Source organism: Agrobacterium vitis (assembly GCF_013337045.2).
In the GTDB taxonomy this organism is placed as follows: domain Bacteria; phylum Pseudomonadota; class Alphaproteobacteria; order Rhizobiales; family Rhizobiaceae; genus Allorhizobium; species Allorhizobium vitis_B.
The window spans coordinates 1,130,827-1,148,753 of the sequence record NZ_CP118259.1 but is presented as its reverse complement, the minus strand read 5'-3'; the positions used below and the strand labels follow the sequence as shown (position 1 = coordinate 1,148,753).

General features: G+C 56.8%; 13 protein-coding genes. 2 read left to right on the top strand and 11 right to left on the bottom strand.

The genetic code is table 11. The annotated features are described in order from the left end of the window. Nucleotides 1-2: 2 nt before the first annotated feature. The 9 genes from rplB to rpsL all read right to left on the bottom strand — a co-directional run bounded on the left by rplB (nt 3) and on the right by rpsL (nt 7,522). Entirely contained in the window at nt 3-839 is an 837-nt protein-coding gene (gene rplB / locus G6L01_RS05360; RefSeq protein ID WP_015915741.1) for a 50S ribosomal protein L2, read from the bottom strand. Nucleotides 840-850: 11 nt separating this feature from the next. After that, complete coding sequence (locus G6L01_RS05355; RefSeq protein WP_015915740.1) at nt 851-1,144, bottom strand: 50S ribosomal protein L23; 294 nt, start codon at nt 1,142-1,144, stop codon at nt 851-853. Further along, nucleotides 1,141-1,761, bottom strand: coding sequence for a 50S ribosomal protein L4 (gene rplD, locus G6L01_RS05350; protein ID WP_060715703.1), 621 nt, complete (start codon nt 1,759-1,761; stop codon nt 1,141-1,143). Before rplD ends, G6L01_RS05355 begins: the two co-directional genes overlap by 4 nt. 12 nt (nt 1,762-1,773) lie before the next feature. Then, a complete protein-coding gene (rplC, locus tag G6L01_RS05345) occupies nt 1,774-2,415 on the bottom strand; it encodes a 50S ribosomal protein L3 (protein WP_070167171.1) in 642 nt (213 codons plus the stop codon). A 171-nt stretch (nt 2,416-2,586) separates the two neighbouring features. Next, nucleotides 2,587-2,895 carry a 30S ribosomal protein S10 gene (gene rpsJ, locus G6L01_RS05340; RefSeq protein WP_006728688.1) on the bottom strand — a complete coding sequence of 103 codons (309 nt, stop codon included), beginning with the start codon at nt 2,893-2,895 and terminating at the stop codon, nt 2,587-2,589. 321 nt (nt 2,896-3,216) lie between these two features. Further along, entirely contained in the window at nt 3,217-4,392 is a 1,176-nt protein-coding gene (gene tuf / locus G6L01_RS05335; protein ID WP_060715705.1) for an elongation factor Tu, read from the bottom strand. Between the two features lie 71 nt (nt 4,393-4,463). Next, nucleotides 4,464-6,563 carry an elongation factor G gene (fusA, locus tag G6L01_RS05330; protein WP_071206309.1) on the bottom strand — a complete coding sequence of 700 codons (2,100 nt, stop codon included), beginning with the start codon at nt 6,561-6,563 and terminating at the stop codon, nt 4,464-4,466. 34 nt (nt 6,564-6,597) lie between these two features. Beyond that, nucleotides 6,598-7,068: a 30S ribosomal protein S7 gene (gene rpsG / locus G6L01_RS05325; RefSeq protein ID WP_015915736.1), complete on the bottom strand. Its 471-nt coding sequence runs from the start codon at nt 7,066-7,068 to the stop codon at nt 6,598-6,600. 82 nt (nt 7,069-7,150) lie between these two features. Beyond that, nucleotides 7,151-7,522 (bottom strand): 30S ribosomal protein S12, encoded by a 372-nt coding sequence (gene rpsL, locus G6L01_RS05320; protein ID WP_003507760.1) that lies wholly within the window; start codon nt 7,520-7,522, stop codon nt 7,151-7,153. Nucleotides 7,523-8,202: 680 nt separating this feature from the next. Between rpsL and G6L01_RS05315 the strand changes: the two genes are divergently transcribed. After that, nucleotides 8,203-8,496, top strand: coding sequence for a hypothetical protein (locus tag G6L01_RS05315; RefSeq protein WP_015915734.1), 294 nt, complete (start codon nt 8,203-8,205; stop codon nt 8,494-8,496). Nucleotides 8,497-8,507: 11 nt separating this feature from the next. Then, entirely contained in the window at nt 8,508-8,942 is a 435-nt protein-coding gene (locus G6L01_RS05310; protein WP_070167173.1) for an NUDIX hydrolase, read from the top strand. A 217-nt stretch (nt 8,943-9,159) separates the two neighbouring features. Here the strand turns inward: G6L01_RS05310 and rpoC are convergent, their stop codons facing one another. Together rpoC and rpoB are read right to left on the bottom strand one after the other, a co-directional pair. After that, a complete protein-coding gene (gene rpoC / locus G6L01_RS05305; protein ID WP_070167174.1) occupies nt 9,160-13,371 on the bottom strand; it encodes a DNA-directed RNA polymerase subunit beta' in 4,212 nt (1,403 codons plus the stop codon). A 184-nt stretch (nt 13,372-13,555) separates the two neighbouring features. After that, entirely contained in the window at nt 13,556-17,695 is a 4,140-nt protein-coding gene (gene rpoB, locus G6L01_RS05300) for a DNA-directed RNA polymerase subunit beta (RefSeq protein ID WP_070167175.1), read from the bottom strand. Nucleotides 17,696-17,927 lie beyond the last annotated feature (232 nt).

The window sequence follows — 17,927 nt, the reverse complement described above, 5'->3', positions numbered from 1 at the left end:
TCTTACTTCTTCTTCTGGTGGCGGGAACGCATGATGAACTTGTCCGTGGACTTGTTCGACCGCGTACGCTTGCCCTTGGTCGGCTTACCCCAAGGGGAAACCGGATGACGGCCACCGGAGGTGCGGCCTTCACCACCGCCGTGCGGGTGGTCGACTGGGTTCATGACGACGCCGCGAACGTGCGGGCGCTTGCCGCGCCAACGCGAACGACCAGCCTTGCCGTCATTGATGTTGCCGTGGTCGGAGTTCGACACGGCGCCGACCGTTGCAAGGCAAGTGCCATGCACCAGGCGCTGTTCACCCGAGCTGAGGCGCAGGATAGCCATGCCGGCATCGCGGCCGACCAGCTGAACGTAGGCACCAGCGGAACGGGCAACCTGACCGCCCTTGCCGGGCTTCAGCTCGACATTATGCACGATGGAGCCGACTGGGACGTATTGCAGCGGCATAGCGTTGCCGGGCTTGACGTCGACAGCCTTGTCCGATGCGATCACCTTGTCACCGGCTGCCAAACGCTGCGGAGCCAGGATATAGGCCTGCTCGCCATCGGCATAGGTGATCAGCGCAATAAACGCCGTACGGTTGGGGTCGTATTCCAGACGCTCGACTGTGCCTTCTACGTCGAACTTCCGACGCTTGAAGTCCACCAGACGATAAGTACGCTTGTGACCGCCGCCCTGAAAGCGAACGGTGATGCGACCGAGATTGTTGCGACCGCCCTTCGAAGACAGACCCTCGGTCAGCGACTTGACAGGCTTGCCCTTGTAAAGGCCCGACCGGTCAACGATGACCAGCTGACGCTGGCTCGGGGTTGTCGGATTGAAATTTTTCAATGCCATTTTTCTGTTCCTCAGAGACCGGTGGAGACGTCGATGGACTGACCCTCGGCGAGCGTAACGATCGCCTTCTTCACATCCTTCTGCTTACCGGCGAAGCCGCGGAAACGCTTAGTCTTGCCCTTGCGGAGCAGCGTATTCACAGCTGTGACCTTGACACCGAACAGTGCTTCGACGGCAGCCTTGATTTCAGGCTTGGAAGCAGTCCGGGCGACATTGAAGACCACCTGGTTAAAATCGGAAACCAGCGTGGACTTTTCAGTGATCGATGGAGATACGATCACGTCGTAGTGGCGAAGATCAGTCATTTGAACCGCTCCTCCAGAGCTTCAACCGCAGCCTTGGAAAGCACGAGCTTACCGCGACGCAGAATGTCATAAACGTTGATGCCCTGAACCGGCAGAACATCGATATTCGGGATGTTCGCGGCAGCGAGCTTGAAATTGACGTCGAGTTCGACGCCGCCAATCACCAGTGCGTTCTTCAGCCCGAGAGCCTCGAACACGCCAACGGCGGCCTTGGTCTTGGCATCGGCAGCAACCAGCTGATCGACGATGATCAGTTCGTCAGCCTTGAACTTAGCAGACAGAGCGTGACGCAGGGCGAGAGCGCGAACCTTCTTGGGAAGATCATGCTCGTGGCTACGAACGACCGGGCCGTGGGCCTTGCCGCCGCCGCGGAACTGCGGAGCGCGAGCCGAATGGTGACGAGCGCGGCCCGTACCCTTCTGCTTGTACATCTTGGCACCGGTGCGCGAAACTTCGGCACGGGTCTTGGTCTTGTGCGTGCCCTGCTGCTTCTTGGCAAGCTGCCAACGCACCATGCGCGCAATGATATCTTCACGGGGTTCGAGGCCGAAAATGGCGTCGGACAGGGAAACCGTACCGGCATCCTTCCCCTCGAGGGTCTTGACGTTGAGTTCCATGGTTTGGCTCCCTTACTTCGCTGCCGACTTGACGGCGTCGCGCACGATGATCCAGGAACCCTTGGAACCGGGCACAGCGCCCTTCACAAGGATCAGACCGCGATCTTCATCGGTCGAAACGACTTCCAGATTCTGGGTGGTGACGCGGGTCTGACCCATGTGACCGGCCATACGCTTGCCCTTCCAGACCTTGCCCGGATCCTGATTGGAACCAGTCGAGCCATGCGAACGGTGCGAAACGGACACGCCGTGGGTTGCACGAAGACCGCCGAAATTATGGCGCTTCATCGCACCGGCAAAACCCTTACCGATCGTGGTGCCGGTAACGTCAACCAGCTGGCCAGCAGCAAAGTGACCAGCCTTCAACTCAGCACCGATCTCGATGAGGTTGTCTTCGGAAACGCGGAATTCGACGAGCTTGGCCTTCGGCTCGACGTTTGCAGCGGCAAAATTGCCGCGCATTGCCTTGGATGTATTCTTGACCTTGGCCTGACCGGCGCCGAGCTGAACGGCAGTGTAGCCGTGCTTATCGACAGTCCGCTGAGCCAGGACCTGGCAGTTATCCAAGCGTAGTACTGTTACCGGGACATGCTCGCCGGCGTCATTATAGACCCGGGTCATTCCCACTTTCTGTGCAATCACACCTGAACGCATCGGTTCATTCCTCTTGAGAGTAAAACAAGCGCCTTACGGCCCTTGCCCGCCTCTTTGTTTAAGGATTCCATTCCAGTCCTTCCAGACTTTCAGGTTTCCCGTTTCGAGAAGTCGTTGGCAGGTCTTGCCACGTACCTTCCTTGTTATTTCGGCTCTCGCCGGAATTGGTTTTTAAAGCTTGATTTCGACGTCTACGCCAGCAGCCAGGTCGAGCTTCATCAAAGCATCGACGGTCTGCGGAGTCGGATCAACGATGTCCAGCAGACGCTTATGCGTGCGCATTTCAAACTGTTCGCGGCTCTTCTTGTCGACGTGGGGCGAACGGTTGACGGTGAATTTTTCAATACGGGTCGGAAGCGGAACCGGGCCGCGGACGCTTGCACCGGTGCGCTTGGCGGTAGAAACGATCTCCCGCGTAGAGGCATCGAGAACCCGGTGATCAAACGCCTTCAGGCGGATACGGATATTCTGGCCGTTCATTCGACGTGTCCTTATTCGTTTTTCTTAAACGTCCCCGCTCACGCAAAGACAGTGAATTACCAATTTCTGGCCGGCCCCGTATTGTCAAAAATCACAAGGACGGTTCGACGTCCATGTCACCTTACTGCATCAGGGGCCCTACCAGTGCGACCCAAGACCGGGTCGCGAAACTTAGCAGAGCCAGAGGAAAGAGAAGCGATACGCCGCTCTTCCTTGTTCGTGGCGGGGGCATACAACGTCCCCGTCAATTCGTCAACTGATTCCCGGAAATAAAGAAGCGCGGCATTAAATGCCGCGCTTCTTCGTCTGTATTAAGACGACTTACTCAATGATCGAAGCGACGATGCCGGCGCCGACGGTACGGCCGCCTTCGCGGATCGCGAAGCGCAGCTTTTCTTCCATCGCGATCGGAACGATCAGCTCAACCTGAACCGTTACGTTGTCACCAGGCATAACCATTTCCGTGCCTTCAGGCAGAGAAACAATGCCGGTCACGTCCGTCGTGCGGAAGTAGAACTGCGGACGATAGTTAGTGAAGAACGGTGTATGACGGCCGCCCTCTTCCTTCGTCAGGATGTAGGCTTCTGCCATGAACTTCTTGTGCGGCTTAACCGAACCGGGCTTGCACAGGATCTGACCACGCTCAACGCCGTCACGGTTCACACCGCGAACCAGGGCGCCGATGTTGTCGCCTGCCTGGCCCTGATCGAGCAGCTTGCGGAACATTTCAACGCCGGTAACCGTCGTCTTCGAGGTCGCGCGGATGCCGACGATTTCGACTTCTTCGCCAACCTTGACGATACCACGCTCAACGCGGCCCGTCACAACCGTACCACGGCCAGAGATCGAGAACACGTCTTCGATCGGCATCAGGAACGGCTGGTCAATCGGACGCTCAGGCGTCGGGATGTAGGCATCAACAGCCGCCATCAGTTCGCGGATCGCGTCTTCGCCGATCTTCTTGTCCGAATCTTCAAGAGCGGCCAGAGCCGAACCCTTGACAACCGGAATGTCGTCACCAGGGAAGTCGTAGGACGACAGAAGTTCGCGCACTTCCAGTTCGACCAGTTCCAGAAGTTCGGCGTCGTCAACCTGGTCAACCTTGTTCAGGAACACGACGATCGCGGGAACGCCAACCTGACGGGCCAGCAGGATGTGCTCGCGGGTCTGCGGCATCGGGCCGTCAGCAGCCGAGCAAACCAGGATCGCGCCGTCCATCTGCGCTGCACCGGTGATCATGTTCTTGACGTAGTCGGCGTGGCCGGGGCAGTCAACGTGAGCGTAGTGACGGGCAGGTGTTTCATATTCAACGTGGGCCGTCGAAATGGTGATACCACGTGCCTTTTCTTCCGGAGCGGCGTCGATTTGGTCATACGCCTTGAACTCGCCGAAATACTTCGTGATTGCTGCCGTCAGCGATGTCTTGCCGTGGTCAACGTGGCCGATCGTGCCGATGTTAACGTGCGGCTTGTTGCGCTCAAACTTACTCTTTGCCATTTTCGGCTCTCCATTATCTCATCCCCATGAAGGGGGAAATTCCTGTTATCTGTTCCGGCGGACTACCCCGATCATTTCTGACCGGAGTACTTTGCCTGAATTTCGGCAGCGACATTGCTCGGAACGGGCGAATAGTGATCGAACACCATCGAGTACTGAGCGCGACCCTGGCTCATGGAGCGCAGGTTGTCGACGTATTTGAACATGTTGGCCAACGGTACATGCGCGTTGATGACAACGGCAATACCACGGCTTTCCTGGCCCTGGATCTGGCCACGGCGGGAGTTCAGGTCGCCAATCACGTCACCGACGTAATCTTCCGGCGTCACGACTTCCACCTTCATCATCGGCTCGAGCAACTGAGCGCCAGCCTTCTTGGCTGCTTCACGGAAGCAGGCACGCGAAGCGATTTCGAAGGCCAAAACCGACGAGTCCACATCGTGGTATGCACCGTCGATGAGCGTCGCCTTGACGCCGAGCATCGGGAAGCCAGCCAGCGGACCGGAAGACAGAACGCTTTCGATGCCCTTCTGAACGCCGGGGATGTATTCCTTGGGAACCGAACCACCGACGATCTTCGAATCGAACTTGAACTCATCACCTTCAGGATTGGGTTCGAAGATGATCTTGACGCGGGCAAACTGACCCGTACCACCAGACTGCTTTTTGTGAGTGTAGTCTTCTTCGTGCTGACGCGTAATGGTTTCGCGATAGGCAACCTGCGGCGCGCCGACAGTTGCTTCTACCTTGAACTCACGACGCATACGGTCGACGATGATGTCGAGGTGAAGTTCACCCATGCCGGCGATGATCGTCTGGCCGGATTCCTGGTCAGTCTTGACGCGGAAGGACGGGTCCTCAGCAGCCAGACGGTTGAGCGCGAGGCCCATCTTTTCCTGGTCGCCCTTGGTCTTCGGCTCGATGGCGATCTGAATGACCGGCTCGGGGAATTCCATGCGCTCCAGGATAACCTGGTTCAGGGGATCGCAGAGCGTATCGCCCGTGGTGCTTTCCTTCAGGCCAGCCAGGGCAACGATGTCGCCTGCAAAGGCTTCTTCGATGTCTTCACGGCTGTTGGAATGCATCTGGAGCATACGACCAACGCGTTCGCGCTTTTCCTTGACCGTGTTCATGACAGACGCGCCCTTTTCGAGCTTGCCAGAATAGATACGGCAGAATGTCAGCGAACCGACGAAGGGGTCGTTCATGATCTTGAACGCCAGCATCGACAAAGGCTCTGCATCATCGGGATGACGTTCGATTTCAGCGTCGGTCTTGACGTCGATACCCTTGATGGCAGGGATATCGAGCGGCGAAGGCAAATATTCGCAAACAGCGTCGAGCAAAGGCTGAACGCCCTTGTTCTTAAAGGCCGTACCGCAGAACATCGGATGGAACTTGACTTCAATCGTGCCCTGACGAACGAGAGCGCGGATCTTGTCATTATCAGGCATGATGCCGTTCAGGTAGTCTTCCATCGCCTGTTCGTCGATCTCGACAACGGTCTCGATCAGCTTTTCGCGATATTCAACGGCCTTTTCCTTCAGGTCGTCGGGGATTTCCACAACGTCCCAGGCAGCGCCCAGCGATTCATCGCGCCAGACGAGAGCGTTCATCTCGATCAGGTCAACAACGCCCTTGAACTCTGTTTCAGCGCCGATTGGCAGCTGCATAACAACAGCGGTGGCACCGAGACGGGTCTTGATCATTTCTACCGAACGGTAGAAGTCAGCACCTGTCTTGTCCATCTTGTTGCAGAAAATCATCCGCGGAACGTTGTACTTCTCAGCCTGACGCCAGACGGTTTCGGTCTGCGGCTCAACACCGGCGTTGGCATCGAGAAGTGCGATAGCACCGTCGAGCACGCGGAGCGAACGTTCGACTTCAATCGTGAAGTCGACGTGGCCGGGGGTGTCGATGATGTTGAAACGGCGCATCTTGCCATCGCGACCCTTCCAGTAGGTCGTGGTCGCAGCAGAGGTGATAGTGATACCACGCTCCTGCTCCTGCTCCATCCAGTCCATCGTGGCTGCGCCATCATGAACTTCGCCGATCTTGTGCGACTTGCCGGTGTAGTAGAGAATCCGCTCAGTCGTCGTGGTCTTGCCGGCGTCGATATGCGCCATGATCCCGAAATTGCGGTAGTCTTCGATTTTATATTCGCGAGCCATAGTGGACTGCCTTTCGATATTCGATCGTCTAAGATTACCAGCGGTAATGCGAGAAGGCGCGGTTGGCGTCGGCCATCTTGTGCGTGTCTTCACGCTTCTTGACAGCGCTGCCGCGATTGTTGGACGCATCAAGCAATTCGCCGGACAGGCGATCGACCATGGTGGTCTCGTTGCGCTTGCGGGCGGCGATGATCAGCCAGCGAATGGCGAGCGCCTGGCGGCGCTCCGGACGGACGTCGACGGGGACCTGGTATGTTGCACCACCAACGCGGCGCGAACGAACTTCAACATGCGGGGCGACATTTTCAAGCGCCTGATGGAAGATTGCGATCGGCTCTGCCTTGGACTTGGCTTCAACGACATCGAAGGCACCGTAGACGATGCTTTCAGCAACGGACTTCTTGCCGTGCAACATGATGGCGTTCATGAACTTAGTGACGACCAGATCGCCGAACTTTGGGTCCGGGTTGATCTCACGCTTTTCGGCTTTATGGCGACGGGACATTTTACTTCGTCTCTCAACGGTTAGAACGCTTTATCACGCGGAGAACCTCGCGCAGCGCTGAATTTCAAAGAAGGCTTCCGACTTACTTCGGACGCTTTGCACCATACTTGGAACGGCGCTGCTTACGGTTCTTGACACCCTGGGTATCGAGAACACCACGGATGATGTGGTAACGAACGCCGGGCAAGTCCTTTACGCGGCCGCCACGGATCATGACGACAGAGTGTTCCTGCAGGTTGTGGCCTTCACCCGGAATGTAGCCGATGACTTCGAAGCCATTGGTCAAACGGATCTTGGCAACCTTACGCAGAGCCGAGTTCGGCTTCTTCGGGGTCGTTGTATAAACGCGGGTGCAAACGCCGCGCTTCTGTGGATTTTCCTGCAAGGCAGGAACCTTGTTGCGCTTTACCTGCGCCTGACGCGGCTTGCGGATCAGCTGATTTACGGTAGGCATAGAACCATCCCTTATAATTCTTGTCACTTGAGCCTTTTCAGGCCCGTTTGTGCCGTTTCCGGCGGCGCTCGCACAATTTTCGCCATGCGCGAAATGTGGCCCGATCCGGGCTTCCGGATGGACCACAAAAAGCAGAGGACGCATGCGAATGCGTCATGCGTGCAGCATTCATGTCTTCAAAGTGCGTTTGGATCCTAAGCCTGGGGCAAACTTCAGAACAATATGTCCTGAAAATCATAACCGTGCATTGGCTCCGATGCGGGGCGTACTACTGTTTTCACCCCGTTCCGTCAAGCCATGGCGCAAAATTAATAGCTCTCCAAAGCCCTGTGGCCGCTTTGGTCCCGGCCTATTTGCCGTTATGACGGGTTTCGATCGATTATGCAATTGTCATCGGCCAATTCCGACCTTGCGCCTACCGATTTTCAGCCTGCGATAGAAGAATCGTTTTCATGCCTGCCAAACGTCAGTTTTTGCACATGAAGCTGAGCGATTTGGGATTTGCAACCAGCCTTCAGCTTGACGAAGGCGGATGGCTCTATAACGATGAAATTATCGATTAGGTTATTGTGCCGAGGCGATTCCCGTCTACAAGACTTTCTAACCGTTGCTATCGTGGTCACCTGGCGGCTCGCCTGTTTCGAGCCAGAAGAAAGGCGACCCGTCATAAGGACCGACTGATGATTTCGACCCCTGACAATGACAATAATTCGGACGGACCGATGGTCTTCATCATCATTGCCAAGGCCTATGAAGAAACGGGCACGGAAGGTATCGACTTGCATATTCTGCTGAGCGCACCCGATGACGATTCCGCCGTGCGCGAGGCTTTGAATGCACTGGCCGAGGAGGGCTTCCTGGAGGCCGACCTGGACCAGATCGGCATGGTGACCGAGCCCCCTTCCGACGAGCCGCATGCCTCAGCGTATCAAGGCGCGCTCGAAGGTGAAGTGGCGATCATCCGCTTCAACTGAGTGAGCCATGAATGACAGGACATGTCATTGAAAAGGTCCTTGTCTATGCAACGCACCGCGACCGGCTCCTGGTTTTCGATGAGCCGGATTTTCCGCATATTCTACCCCAGGTGCCTGGCGGCACCATTGAACACGGTGAAAGCCCCAGCGCTGCAGCTTGTCGCGAATTCGAGGAGGAGACGGGCTTTGCCTGTCCCTCGCCTCCCCGCTTTCTGACCTCTGTCGATTATCGGGATATTCGAGATGGGGTTTCCATCCACCACAAACGCCATTTTTTCCACCTGCCTTTGCTTCACACTCACTATCCGCAGAGCTGGATTCACAGCGAAACAAAGCCCCATGGCGGTGGCGATCCAGTGCAATTTTCCTTCTTCTGGTTAACCCGAGACGAAGCAAGTCACCGTCTTGGCTATGAGCATGGGGCTGCCCTGTCCCTGCTGCCCTAGAGCATCGGACCGAACAGTGGGAACCGGTTTTCGGATAAATCCGATGCGCAAGCAAAAACTTAGAGCATCGTGCTGGTTCCGATTTTCTATACGATGCTCTAGAATTTGTCATTCCTGGAGGCTGATTTTGACCTCTCTGTCTGGCAAACATCATGAAAACGTAAAAGCCGCCCGGATCGCTCCGGACGGCTTTTTTATTTCAATCGCTCTGCACCGATTATTCGGCGGCAGGAGCACCCTCGCCTGCCATGTCGCGCAGCATCGGGGTTGCGAGATCCGCACCGGTTCCCTTGCGACGTTCCTCGAGAATGAGGTCGTCCCGCGAGGTAGCGATACGGCGAATCTGCGTCATGGTACCACCGGTACCGGCCGGGATCAGACGACCGACGATGACGTTTTCCTTCAGGCCTTGCAGCGTATCGGTCTTGCCAGCAATTGCCGCTTCCGTGAGAACCTTGGTGGTTTCCTGGAAGGACGCAGCCGAGATGAACGACGGCGTCTGCAGCGAGGCCTTGGTAATACCGAGCAATACCGGATCGCCAAAGGCTGGCTTCTTGCCTTCTTCAACCAGACGCTCGTTGGCTTCGTCCAGCTCGATACGGTCGACATTGTCGCCCACGATATACTGGCTGTCGCCGCTGTCGGTGATTTCGACCTTCTGCAGCATCTGGCGAACGATCACCTCGATGTGCTTGTCGTTGATCACAACGCCCTGCAAGCGATAAACTTCCTGGATTTCGTTGACCAGGTAGCTTGCCAGCGCTTCGACACCCTTGATCGCCAGAATATCGTGCGGAGCCGGATTACCGTCGAGGATATAGTCACCCTTTTCGATATAGTCGCCTTCCTGAAGATGGAAGGGCTTGCCCTTCGGGATCAGGTATTCGACAGGCTCGACACCGTCTTCCGCCGGCTCGATGATAACGCGACGCTTGTTCTTGTAGTCGCGGCCCAGCCGGATCGTCCCATCGATTTCAGCGATGATGGCGTGATCCTTCGGACGACGGGCTTCGAACAATTCGGCAACACGCGGCAGACCACCGGTGATGTCCTTGGTCTTAGCGCTTTCCATTGGCGAACGAGCAAGCACGTCACCCTGGGAGACACGCTGGCCTGGTTCAACCGACAGGATCGCATCGACCGACAGCTGGAACCGGGCTTCACCACCCCGCGGAACCTTGAGCACATTGCCCTGGATGTCCTTGATGACGATTGCCGGCTTCAGATCGGCGCCACGTGGCGTCGAACGCCAGTCGATAACCTGACGCTTGGTGATGCCGGTGGATTCGTCGGTAGCTTCCAGAACGGAGATGCCGTCGACCAGATCCTCGAAGTGAACGATACCTTCCACTTCGGTCATCATCGGGCGTGTATATGGGTCCCACTCAGCCAGACGCTGACCGCGCTTGACCTTGTCGCCATCGTCGACAAACAGCTTGGAACCATAGGCAACACGCTGCGAGGAGCGCTCGACGCCGCGTTCATCCAGGATCGTCACTGCGATGCTACGGCCCATGGCGACATAAATGCCGTCAGAGTTGCGCAGCATGTTGCGGTTCTTGATCTGGATCGTGCCCTCATAGGACGCTTCCAGGAACGATTGGTCGACCACGTTGGCCGTACCGCCCAAGTGGAACGTACGCATGGTCAGCTGTGTACCAGGCTCACCGATAGACTGAGCAGCGATGACACCCACGGCTTCACCCATGTTCACAGGTGTACCACGGGCAAGGTCGCGACCGTAGCAGATCGAGCATACGCCGGTCTGAACTTCGCAGGTCAGAGCCGAACGAATACGGATCGACTGAATGCCAGCCTTTTCGATTTCGATGACATCGGCTTCAAGGATCATCCGACCTGCATCAACGATGCGCTCACCCGTGACTGGATGGTCGATATCGTCCAGCGCAGTACGACCAAGAACGCGCACACCAATCGACGCCACAACCTGACCGGCATCAACAATTGCCGTCATGGTCAGGCCCTTGTCGGTACCGCAATCGACCAGATTGACGATGCAATCCTGCGCTACGTCAACCAGACGACGGGTCAGGTAACCGGAGTTCGCGGTCTTCAAGGCTGTGTCTGCAAGACCCTTACGGGCACCGTGGGTCGAGTTGAAGTACTCGTTAACGGTCAGACCTTCCTTAAAGTTCGAAATGATCGGCGTTTCGATGATTTCGCCCGATGGCTTGGCCATAAGACCACGCATACCACCCAGCTGACGCATCTGGTTCGGAGAACCACGCGCACCGGAGTGAGACATCATGTAAATCGCGTTCATTGGCTTTTGGCGGCCAGTTTCCGGATCAAACTCAACGGCCTTAATACGGGCCATCATGTCTTCCGCAACCTTTTCAGTCGCCTTACCCCAAGCGTCAACGACCTTGTTGTACTTCTCACCCTGGGTGATCAGACCGTCGTTATACTGCTGTTCGTATTCCTTCACCAAGGATTCGGTGTCGCCGACGATCTTCACCTTGGAGTCAGGAATGACCATGTCATCCTTACCAAAGGAAATACCAGCCTTACATGCATGGCGGAAGCCAAGCTGCATGATCCGGTCGCAGAAAATCACCGTGTCCTTCTGGCCGCAATGACGATAAACCGTGTCGATCATCTTGGAGATGTTCTTCTTGGTCATTTCCTGATTGCAGGTGTCGAACGGCACGTTGACGTTCTTCGGCAGAAGTTCGCCAATCAGCATACGGCCAGGCGTGGTTTCGAAAATCTTCGAAACAGGCTTGCCTTCCGCATCCACGGTCTTGAAACGACCACGGATCTTGGAGTGCAGCGTCACGACCTTGTTTTCCAGCGCGTGATGCAGCTCACCGATGTCGGAGAAGACCATGCCTTCGCCCGGCTCATTCTGGTTCATGATCGACAGATAGTAGAGACCGAGAACCATGTCCTGCGAAGGAACGATAATCGGTGCACCGTTTGCCGGATGCAGAATGTTGTTGGTGGACATCATCAACACGCGGGCTTCCAGCTGGGCTTCCAGCGAAAGCGGAACGTGAACAGCCATCTGGTCGCCGTCGAAGTCGGCGTTGAAAGCCGTGCAGACGAGCGGATGCAGCTGAATGGCCTTGCCTTCAACCAGAATTGGTTCGAAGGCCTGGATACCCAGACGGTGCAGCGTCGGTGCGCGGTTCAGCAGCACGGGATGTTCGCGAATAACCTCGTCCAGGATATCCCAGACTTCCGGCTTTTCCTTTTCAACCAGCTTCTTGGCCTGCTTGACGGTCGAGGAATAACCCTTGGCGTCGAGACGGGCATAGATGAAGGGCTTGAACAGTTCGAGCGCCATTTTCTTTGGCAGGCCGCACTGGTGCAGCTTCAGTTCAGGACCGGTCACGATAACCGAACGACCAGAATAGTCGACGCGCTTGCCGAGAAGGTTCTGGCGGAAGCGGCCCTGCTTGCCCTTGAGCATATCGGACAGCGACTTCAGCGGACGCTTGTTGGCGCCGGTGATGACACGGCCACGGCGGCCGTTGTCGAACAGCGCGTCAACAGATTCCTGCAACATGCGCTTTTCGTTACGGATGATGATGCCAGGCGCACGAAGCTCGATCAACCGCTTCAAACGGTTGTTACGGTTGATCACGCGGCGGTAGAGATCGTTCAGGTCGGAGGTCGCGAAGCGGCCACCATCCAGAGGAACCAGCGGACGCAGGTCCGGTGGGATCACGGGAACGACCTTCATAATCATCCATTCAGGACGATTGCCCGATTCCATGAAGTTCTCGACGATCTTGAGACGCTTCATCAGCTTCTTCTGCTTCAGGTCCGACGTGGTGTCGGCAAGGTCCTGACGCAATTCGCCGGCGATGCGCTCGAGATTCATCGAAGCCAGCATTTCAAAGATGGCTTCAGCACCGATCATGGCGGTGAACTGGTCTTCACCATATTCATCGACCGCCATCATATATTCTTCTTCGGACAGAAGCTGGTTCTGCTTCAGGGCGGTGAGGCCCGGCTCCGTGACGATGTAGTTTTCGAAGTAGAGAACGCGCTCCACATCCTTCAACGTCATGTCGAGCAGGGTCGAAATGCGCGATGGCAGCGATTTCAGGAACCAGATATGGGCAACCGGAGCGGCCAACTCAATATGGCCCATGCGCTCACGGCGAACGCGCGACAGGGTGACTTCCACGCCGCACTTTTCGCAGATGATGCCCTTGTACTTCATACGCTTGTACTTGCCGCACAGGCACTCGTAATCCTTGATCGGTCCAAAGATGCGGGCGCAGAACAGACCGTCGCGCTCCGGCTTGAAAGTGCGGTAGTTGATGGTCTCAGGCTTTTTAATTTCGCCATACGACCAGGACAGGATCTTCTCCGGCGAGGCAATCGAAATCCGGATGGAATCGAAATGCTGCGCAGGGACCTGCGGGTTGAAAAGGTTCATGACCTCTTGGTTCATGCCTATCTCCTTGTGGGGCCTGGGGCCCTCAGCTTGGCAACGATTGCGACCCTTCCCGGGAAGCCGCACCGCGCCTTAAAACGACAACAACCGCTGAATGCGGCAAAAGTCCCCGCGCCAGTTGAACTTTACAACTGGCGGAGGACGGCGCGCGCATCGAAACGCGCGCGCCCCACTGTCACTGTTATTCCGCAGCGTCCGGCAACGGGTTGACGGTATCAACCGTTTCGAGCTTGGAATTCTCCAGCTCGACCGACAGACCAAGCGACCGCATTTCCTTGACGAGAACGTTGAAGCTTTCTGGAATACCGGCTTCGAACGTATCGTCGCCCCGGACAATCGCCTCGTAGACCTTGGTACGACCGGCCACGTCGTCCGACTTCACCGTCAGCATTTCCTGCAGGGTGTAGGCGGCGCCGTAAGCTTCCAGAGCCCAGACTTCCATTTCCCCGAAGCGCTGACCGCCGAACTGTGCCTTGCCGCCCAAAGGCTGCTGGGTCACAAGCGAGTAAGGACCGATGGAACGCGCATGGATCTTGTCGTCAACCAAGTGGTTGAGCTTGATCATGTACATATAACCAACCGTGACCTTACGGTCGAAGGTTTCACCCGTCCGTCCATCATAGAGCACCGACTGGCCAGACGTGTGCAGACCGGCGCGGGTCAGCATTTCCGAAACGTCGCTTTCATGCGCACCGTCGAAAACCGGCGTTGCGATGGAAAGGCCGCTCTTGGCCTGATCAGCCAGCCGCAGCAGCGACTCGTCGTCGAATTTGGCCACTTCGTCATGCGACTCGCTGGCGTAGAGATCGACCAGTTCCGTCCTGAGCTCGGTAATGTCGAGATGCTTGTGGTAGTCTTCAAGCATCTGCCCGATCTTGCGACCCATGCCGGCGCAAGCCCAGGCAAGGTGGGTTTCAAGAATCTGGCCGACATTCATACGCGACGGCACGCCGAGCGGGTTCAGAACGATATCGACATGCGTACCGTCTTCCAGGAACGGCATGTCTTCGACCGGAACGATGCGCGACACGACACCCTTGTTACCGTGACGGCCAGCCATCTTGTCGCCTGGCTGAATCTTGCGCTTCACAGCAACAAAGACCTTGACCATCTTCATGACGCCCGGAGGCATTTCATCGCCGCGCTGGACCTTTTCGACCTTGTCCATGAAGCGCTGCTCAAGTCGCGACTTGGATTCGTCGTACTGGCCGCGAAGCGCTTCCAGCTCGCTTTGAACCTTCTCGTCTTCAACGGCAAACATCCACCATTGCGAACGCGGATATTCAGAAATGACGGCGTTGTTAAGCTCAACGCCCTTCTTGAAGCCTTTCGGACCGGCAATCGAAACCTGACCGCGCAGCGTGTCGAGCAAACGACCATAGACGTTGCGGTCCAGAATCGCCTGTTCGTCGTCACGGTCCTTGGCGAGACGTTCAATTTCCTCGCGCTCGATGGCCATGGCACGCTCGTCCTTTTCAACGCCGTGGCGGTTGAAAACACGAACTTCGACAATGGTCCCGAACGTGCCCGGAGGCATGCGCATCGAGGTATCGCGGACGTCGGAAGCCTTTTCACCGAAGATGGCGCGCAGAAGCTTTTCTTCCGGCGTCATCGGGCTTTCGCCCTTAGGAGTGATCTTGCCGACCAGGATATCGCCCGGCTGCACTTCCGCACCAATGTAGACGATACCGGCTTCATCGAGGTTGCGCAGCGCTTCTTCCGAAACGTTCGGAATATCGCGGGTAATTTCTTCCGGCCCAAGCTTGGTGTCACGGGCCATGACTTCAAATTCCTCGATATGGATCGAGGTGAAGACGTCTTCCGAAACGATACGCTCCGACATGAGGATCGAGTCCTCATAGTTGTAGCCGTTCCACGGCATGAACGCGACGAGCGCGTTGCGGCCAAGCGCCAGGTCGCCGAGGTCGGTCGACGGACCGTCCGCGATGATATCGCCCTTGTTCAGAATATCGCCGACGGCGACCAGCGGCCGCTGGTTGACGCAGGTATTCTGGTTGGAACGCTGGAACTTCTGCAGGCGGTAGATATCAACACCGGACTTGCCCGCATCGAGATCTTCCGTGGCGCGGATAACGATACGCGTCGCATCCACCTGGTCGACCACGCCACCACGACGGGCGCCGATAGCCGCACCGGAGTCACGTGCCACGATCGGTTCCATGCCGGTCCCAACGAACGGGGCTTCGGCCCGCAGCAGCGGAACAGCCTGACGCTGCATGTTAGAGCCCATCAGCGCGCGGTTGGCGTCGTCGTTTTCCAGGAATGGAATAAGAGCGGCGGCAACGGACACGAGCTGCTTTGGCGAAACGTCCATCAGGTTGATGGTGTCGCGCGGCGACAGCATCACTTCCCCAGCGTGACGGCAAACGACGAATTCCTCGACGAATTGGCCTTCCGCGTTCAGCTCGGCATTGGCCTGCGCGACGTAATACTTGGCCTCTTCCATAGCGGAAAGGTAGATCACGTCCTTGGTCACAACGCCGTCGATGATCTTACGATACGGGCTTTCGATGAAGCCGTATTTGTTGACCCGTGCGAAGGTGGCAAGCGAGTTGATCAGACCGATATTCGGGCCTTCAGGCGTCTCAATCGGGCAAATACGGCCATAATGGGTTGGATGCACGTCGCGCACTTCAAAGCCGGCGCGCTCGCGGGTCAGACCACCCGGTCCAAGAGCCGATAGACGGCGCTTGTGGGTGATTTCCGACAGCGGATTGACCTGGTCCATGAACTGGCTGAGCTGGGACGAACCGAAGAATTCGCGCACAGCAGCAGCAGCAGGCTTGGCGTTGATCAGATCCTGCGGCATGACCGTGTCGATTTCGATCGACGACATGCGTTCCTTGATGGCGCGCTCCATGCGCAGCAGACCCAGACGATACTGGTTCTCCATCAATTCACCGACGGAACGAACACGGCGGTTGCCGAGGTTGTCGATGTCGTCGATTTCGCCCTTGCCGTCGCGCAATTCGACCAGCATCTTGACCACGGCCAGGATGTCTTCCTTGCGCAGAACGCGCACGGTGTCGGCCACTTCGAGGTCGAGACGCATGTTCATCTTGACGCGGCCAACAGCCGACAGGTCATAGCGCTCGCTGTCGAAGAAAAGCGAGTTGAACATGGCTTCAGCCGAATCCATGGTTGGCGGCTCACCCGGACGCATGACGCGGTAGATGTCGAACAGCGCGTCCTGGCGGTTTTCGTTCTTATCGGCGGCCAGCGTGTTGCGGATATAGGCGCCGACATTGATATGATCGATGCCCAGAACCGGGATCTCGTCAAAACCTGCGTCCAGAATGATCGGCAGGGTCTTTTCGTCGATTTCGTCACCAGCTTCGAGATAGATCTCGCCGGTTGCGAAATTAACGATGTCTTCGGCCAGATAATTACCGTAGAGGTCTTCGTCGGTCGCCTTAAGGGCCTTCAGACCCTTGTCCTGCAACTGACGCAGAAGACGCGGGGTGAGCTTCTTGCCGGCTTCGACAACGACTTCGCCGCTATCGGCATCGACCATGTCGACGAGCGTCTTGGAACCCTTCAGCGTTTCCGCCTGGAACGGCACGCGCCAGCCCTTGCCATCGCGCTTGTAGTCGGACTTCGAATAGAAGGTCGACAGGATTTCTTCGCCGTCCATGCCCAGCGCCATCAGCAGCGAGGTCACGGGGATCTTGCGGCGGCGGTCGATACGGGCGTGGACGATGTCCTTGGCGTCGAATTCGATATCGAGCCAGGAACCGCGGTAAGGAATGACGCGGGCAGCAAACAGCAGCTTGCCGGAGGAATGGCTCTTGCCCTTGTCGTGGTCGAAGAACACGCCCGGCGAACGGTGCATCTGCGAGACAATAACGCGCTCGGTGCCGTTGACGATAAACGTGCCGTTATTGGTCATCAGAGGCATGTCGCCCATGTAGACCGACTGTTCCTTGATGTCCTTGATCGAGCGGGCGCCCGTATCTTCATCAATATCGAACACGATCAGGCGCAACGTAACCTTCAGCGGTGCTGCATAGGTCAGATCGCGCTGGCGGCATTCATCGACGTCGAACTTCGGCGGCTCGAATTCGTAGGACACGAATTCCAGCATCGAGGCACCGGAAAAATCGGTGATCGGGAAGACGGACTTGAAAACGGTTTGAAGTCCCTCGTCGGGACGACCACCTTCCGGCTCGTCAACCATGAGGAACTGATCGTAAGATGCCTTCTGAACCTCGATGAGGTTCGGCATTTCTGCGACTTCTGGAATTTTTCCGAAAAACTTGCGTACGCGCCTGCGACCGTTAAAGGAAAGGGTCTGAGCCATCGTCGCTCCTTGTCAGTTTGCACCCGGGCCTGCAACAGACGAACACCGCTGGCCAGGCGGCTCCGTCAATCATGGATCGTCAATCTCGTTCCAGTTCAGGCGGAAAGGCCGGTTTGCCTTGAACGCCTGATCGGAACCATCCTCTTGAGAACCCATTACCCAAAAGCCGTTTTACCGGCTTTTGGGTAATAATTTCCGTCAGGAGAACGGCTCCGGAAAGAGTTTGCACCCT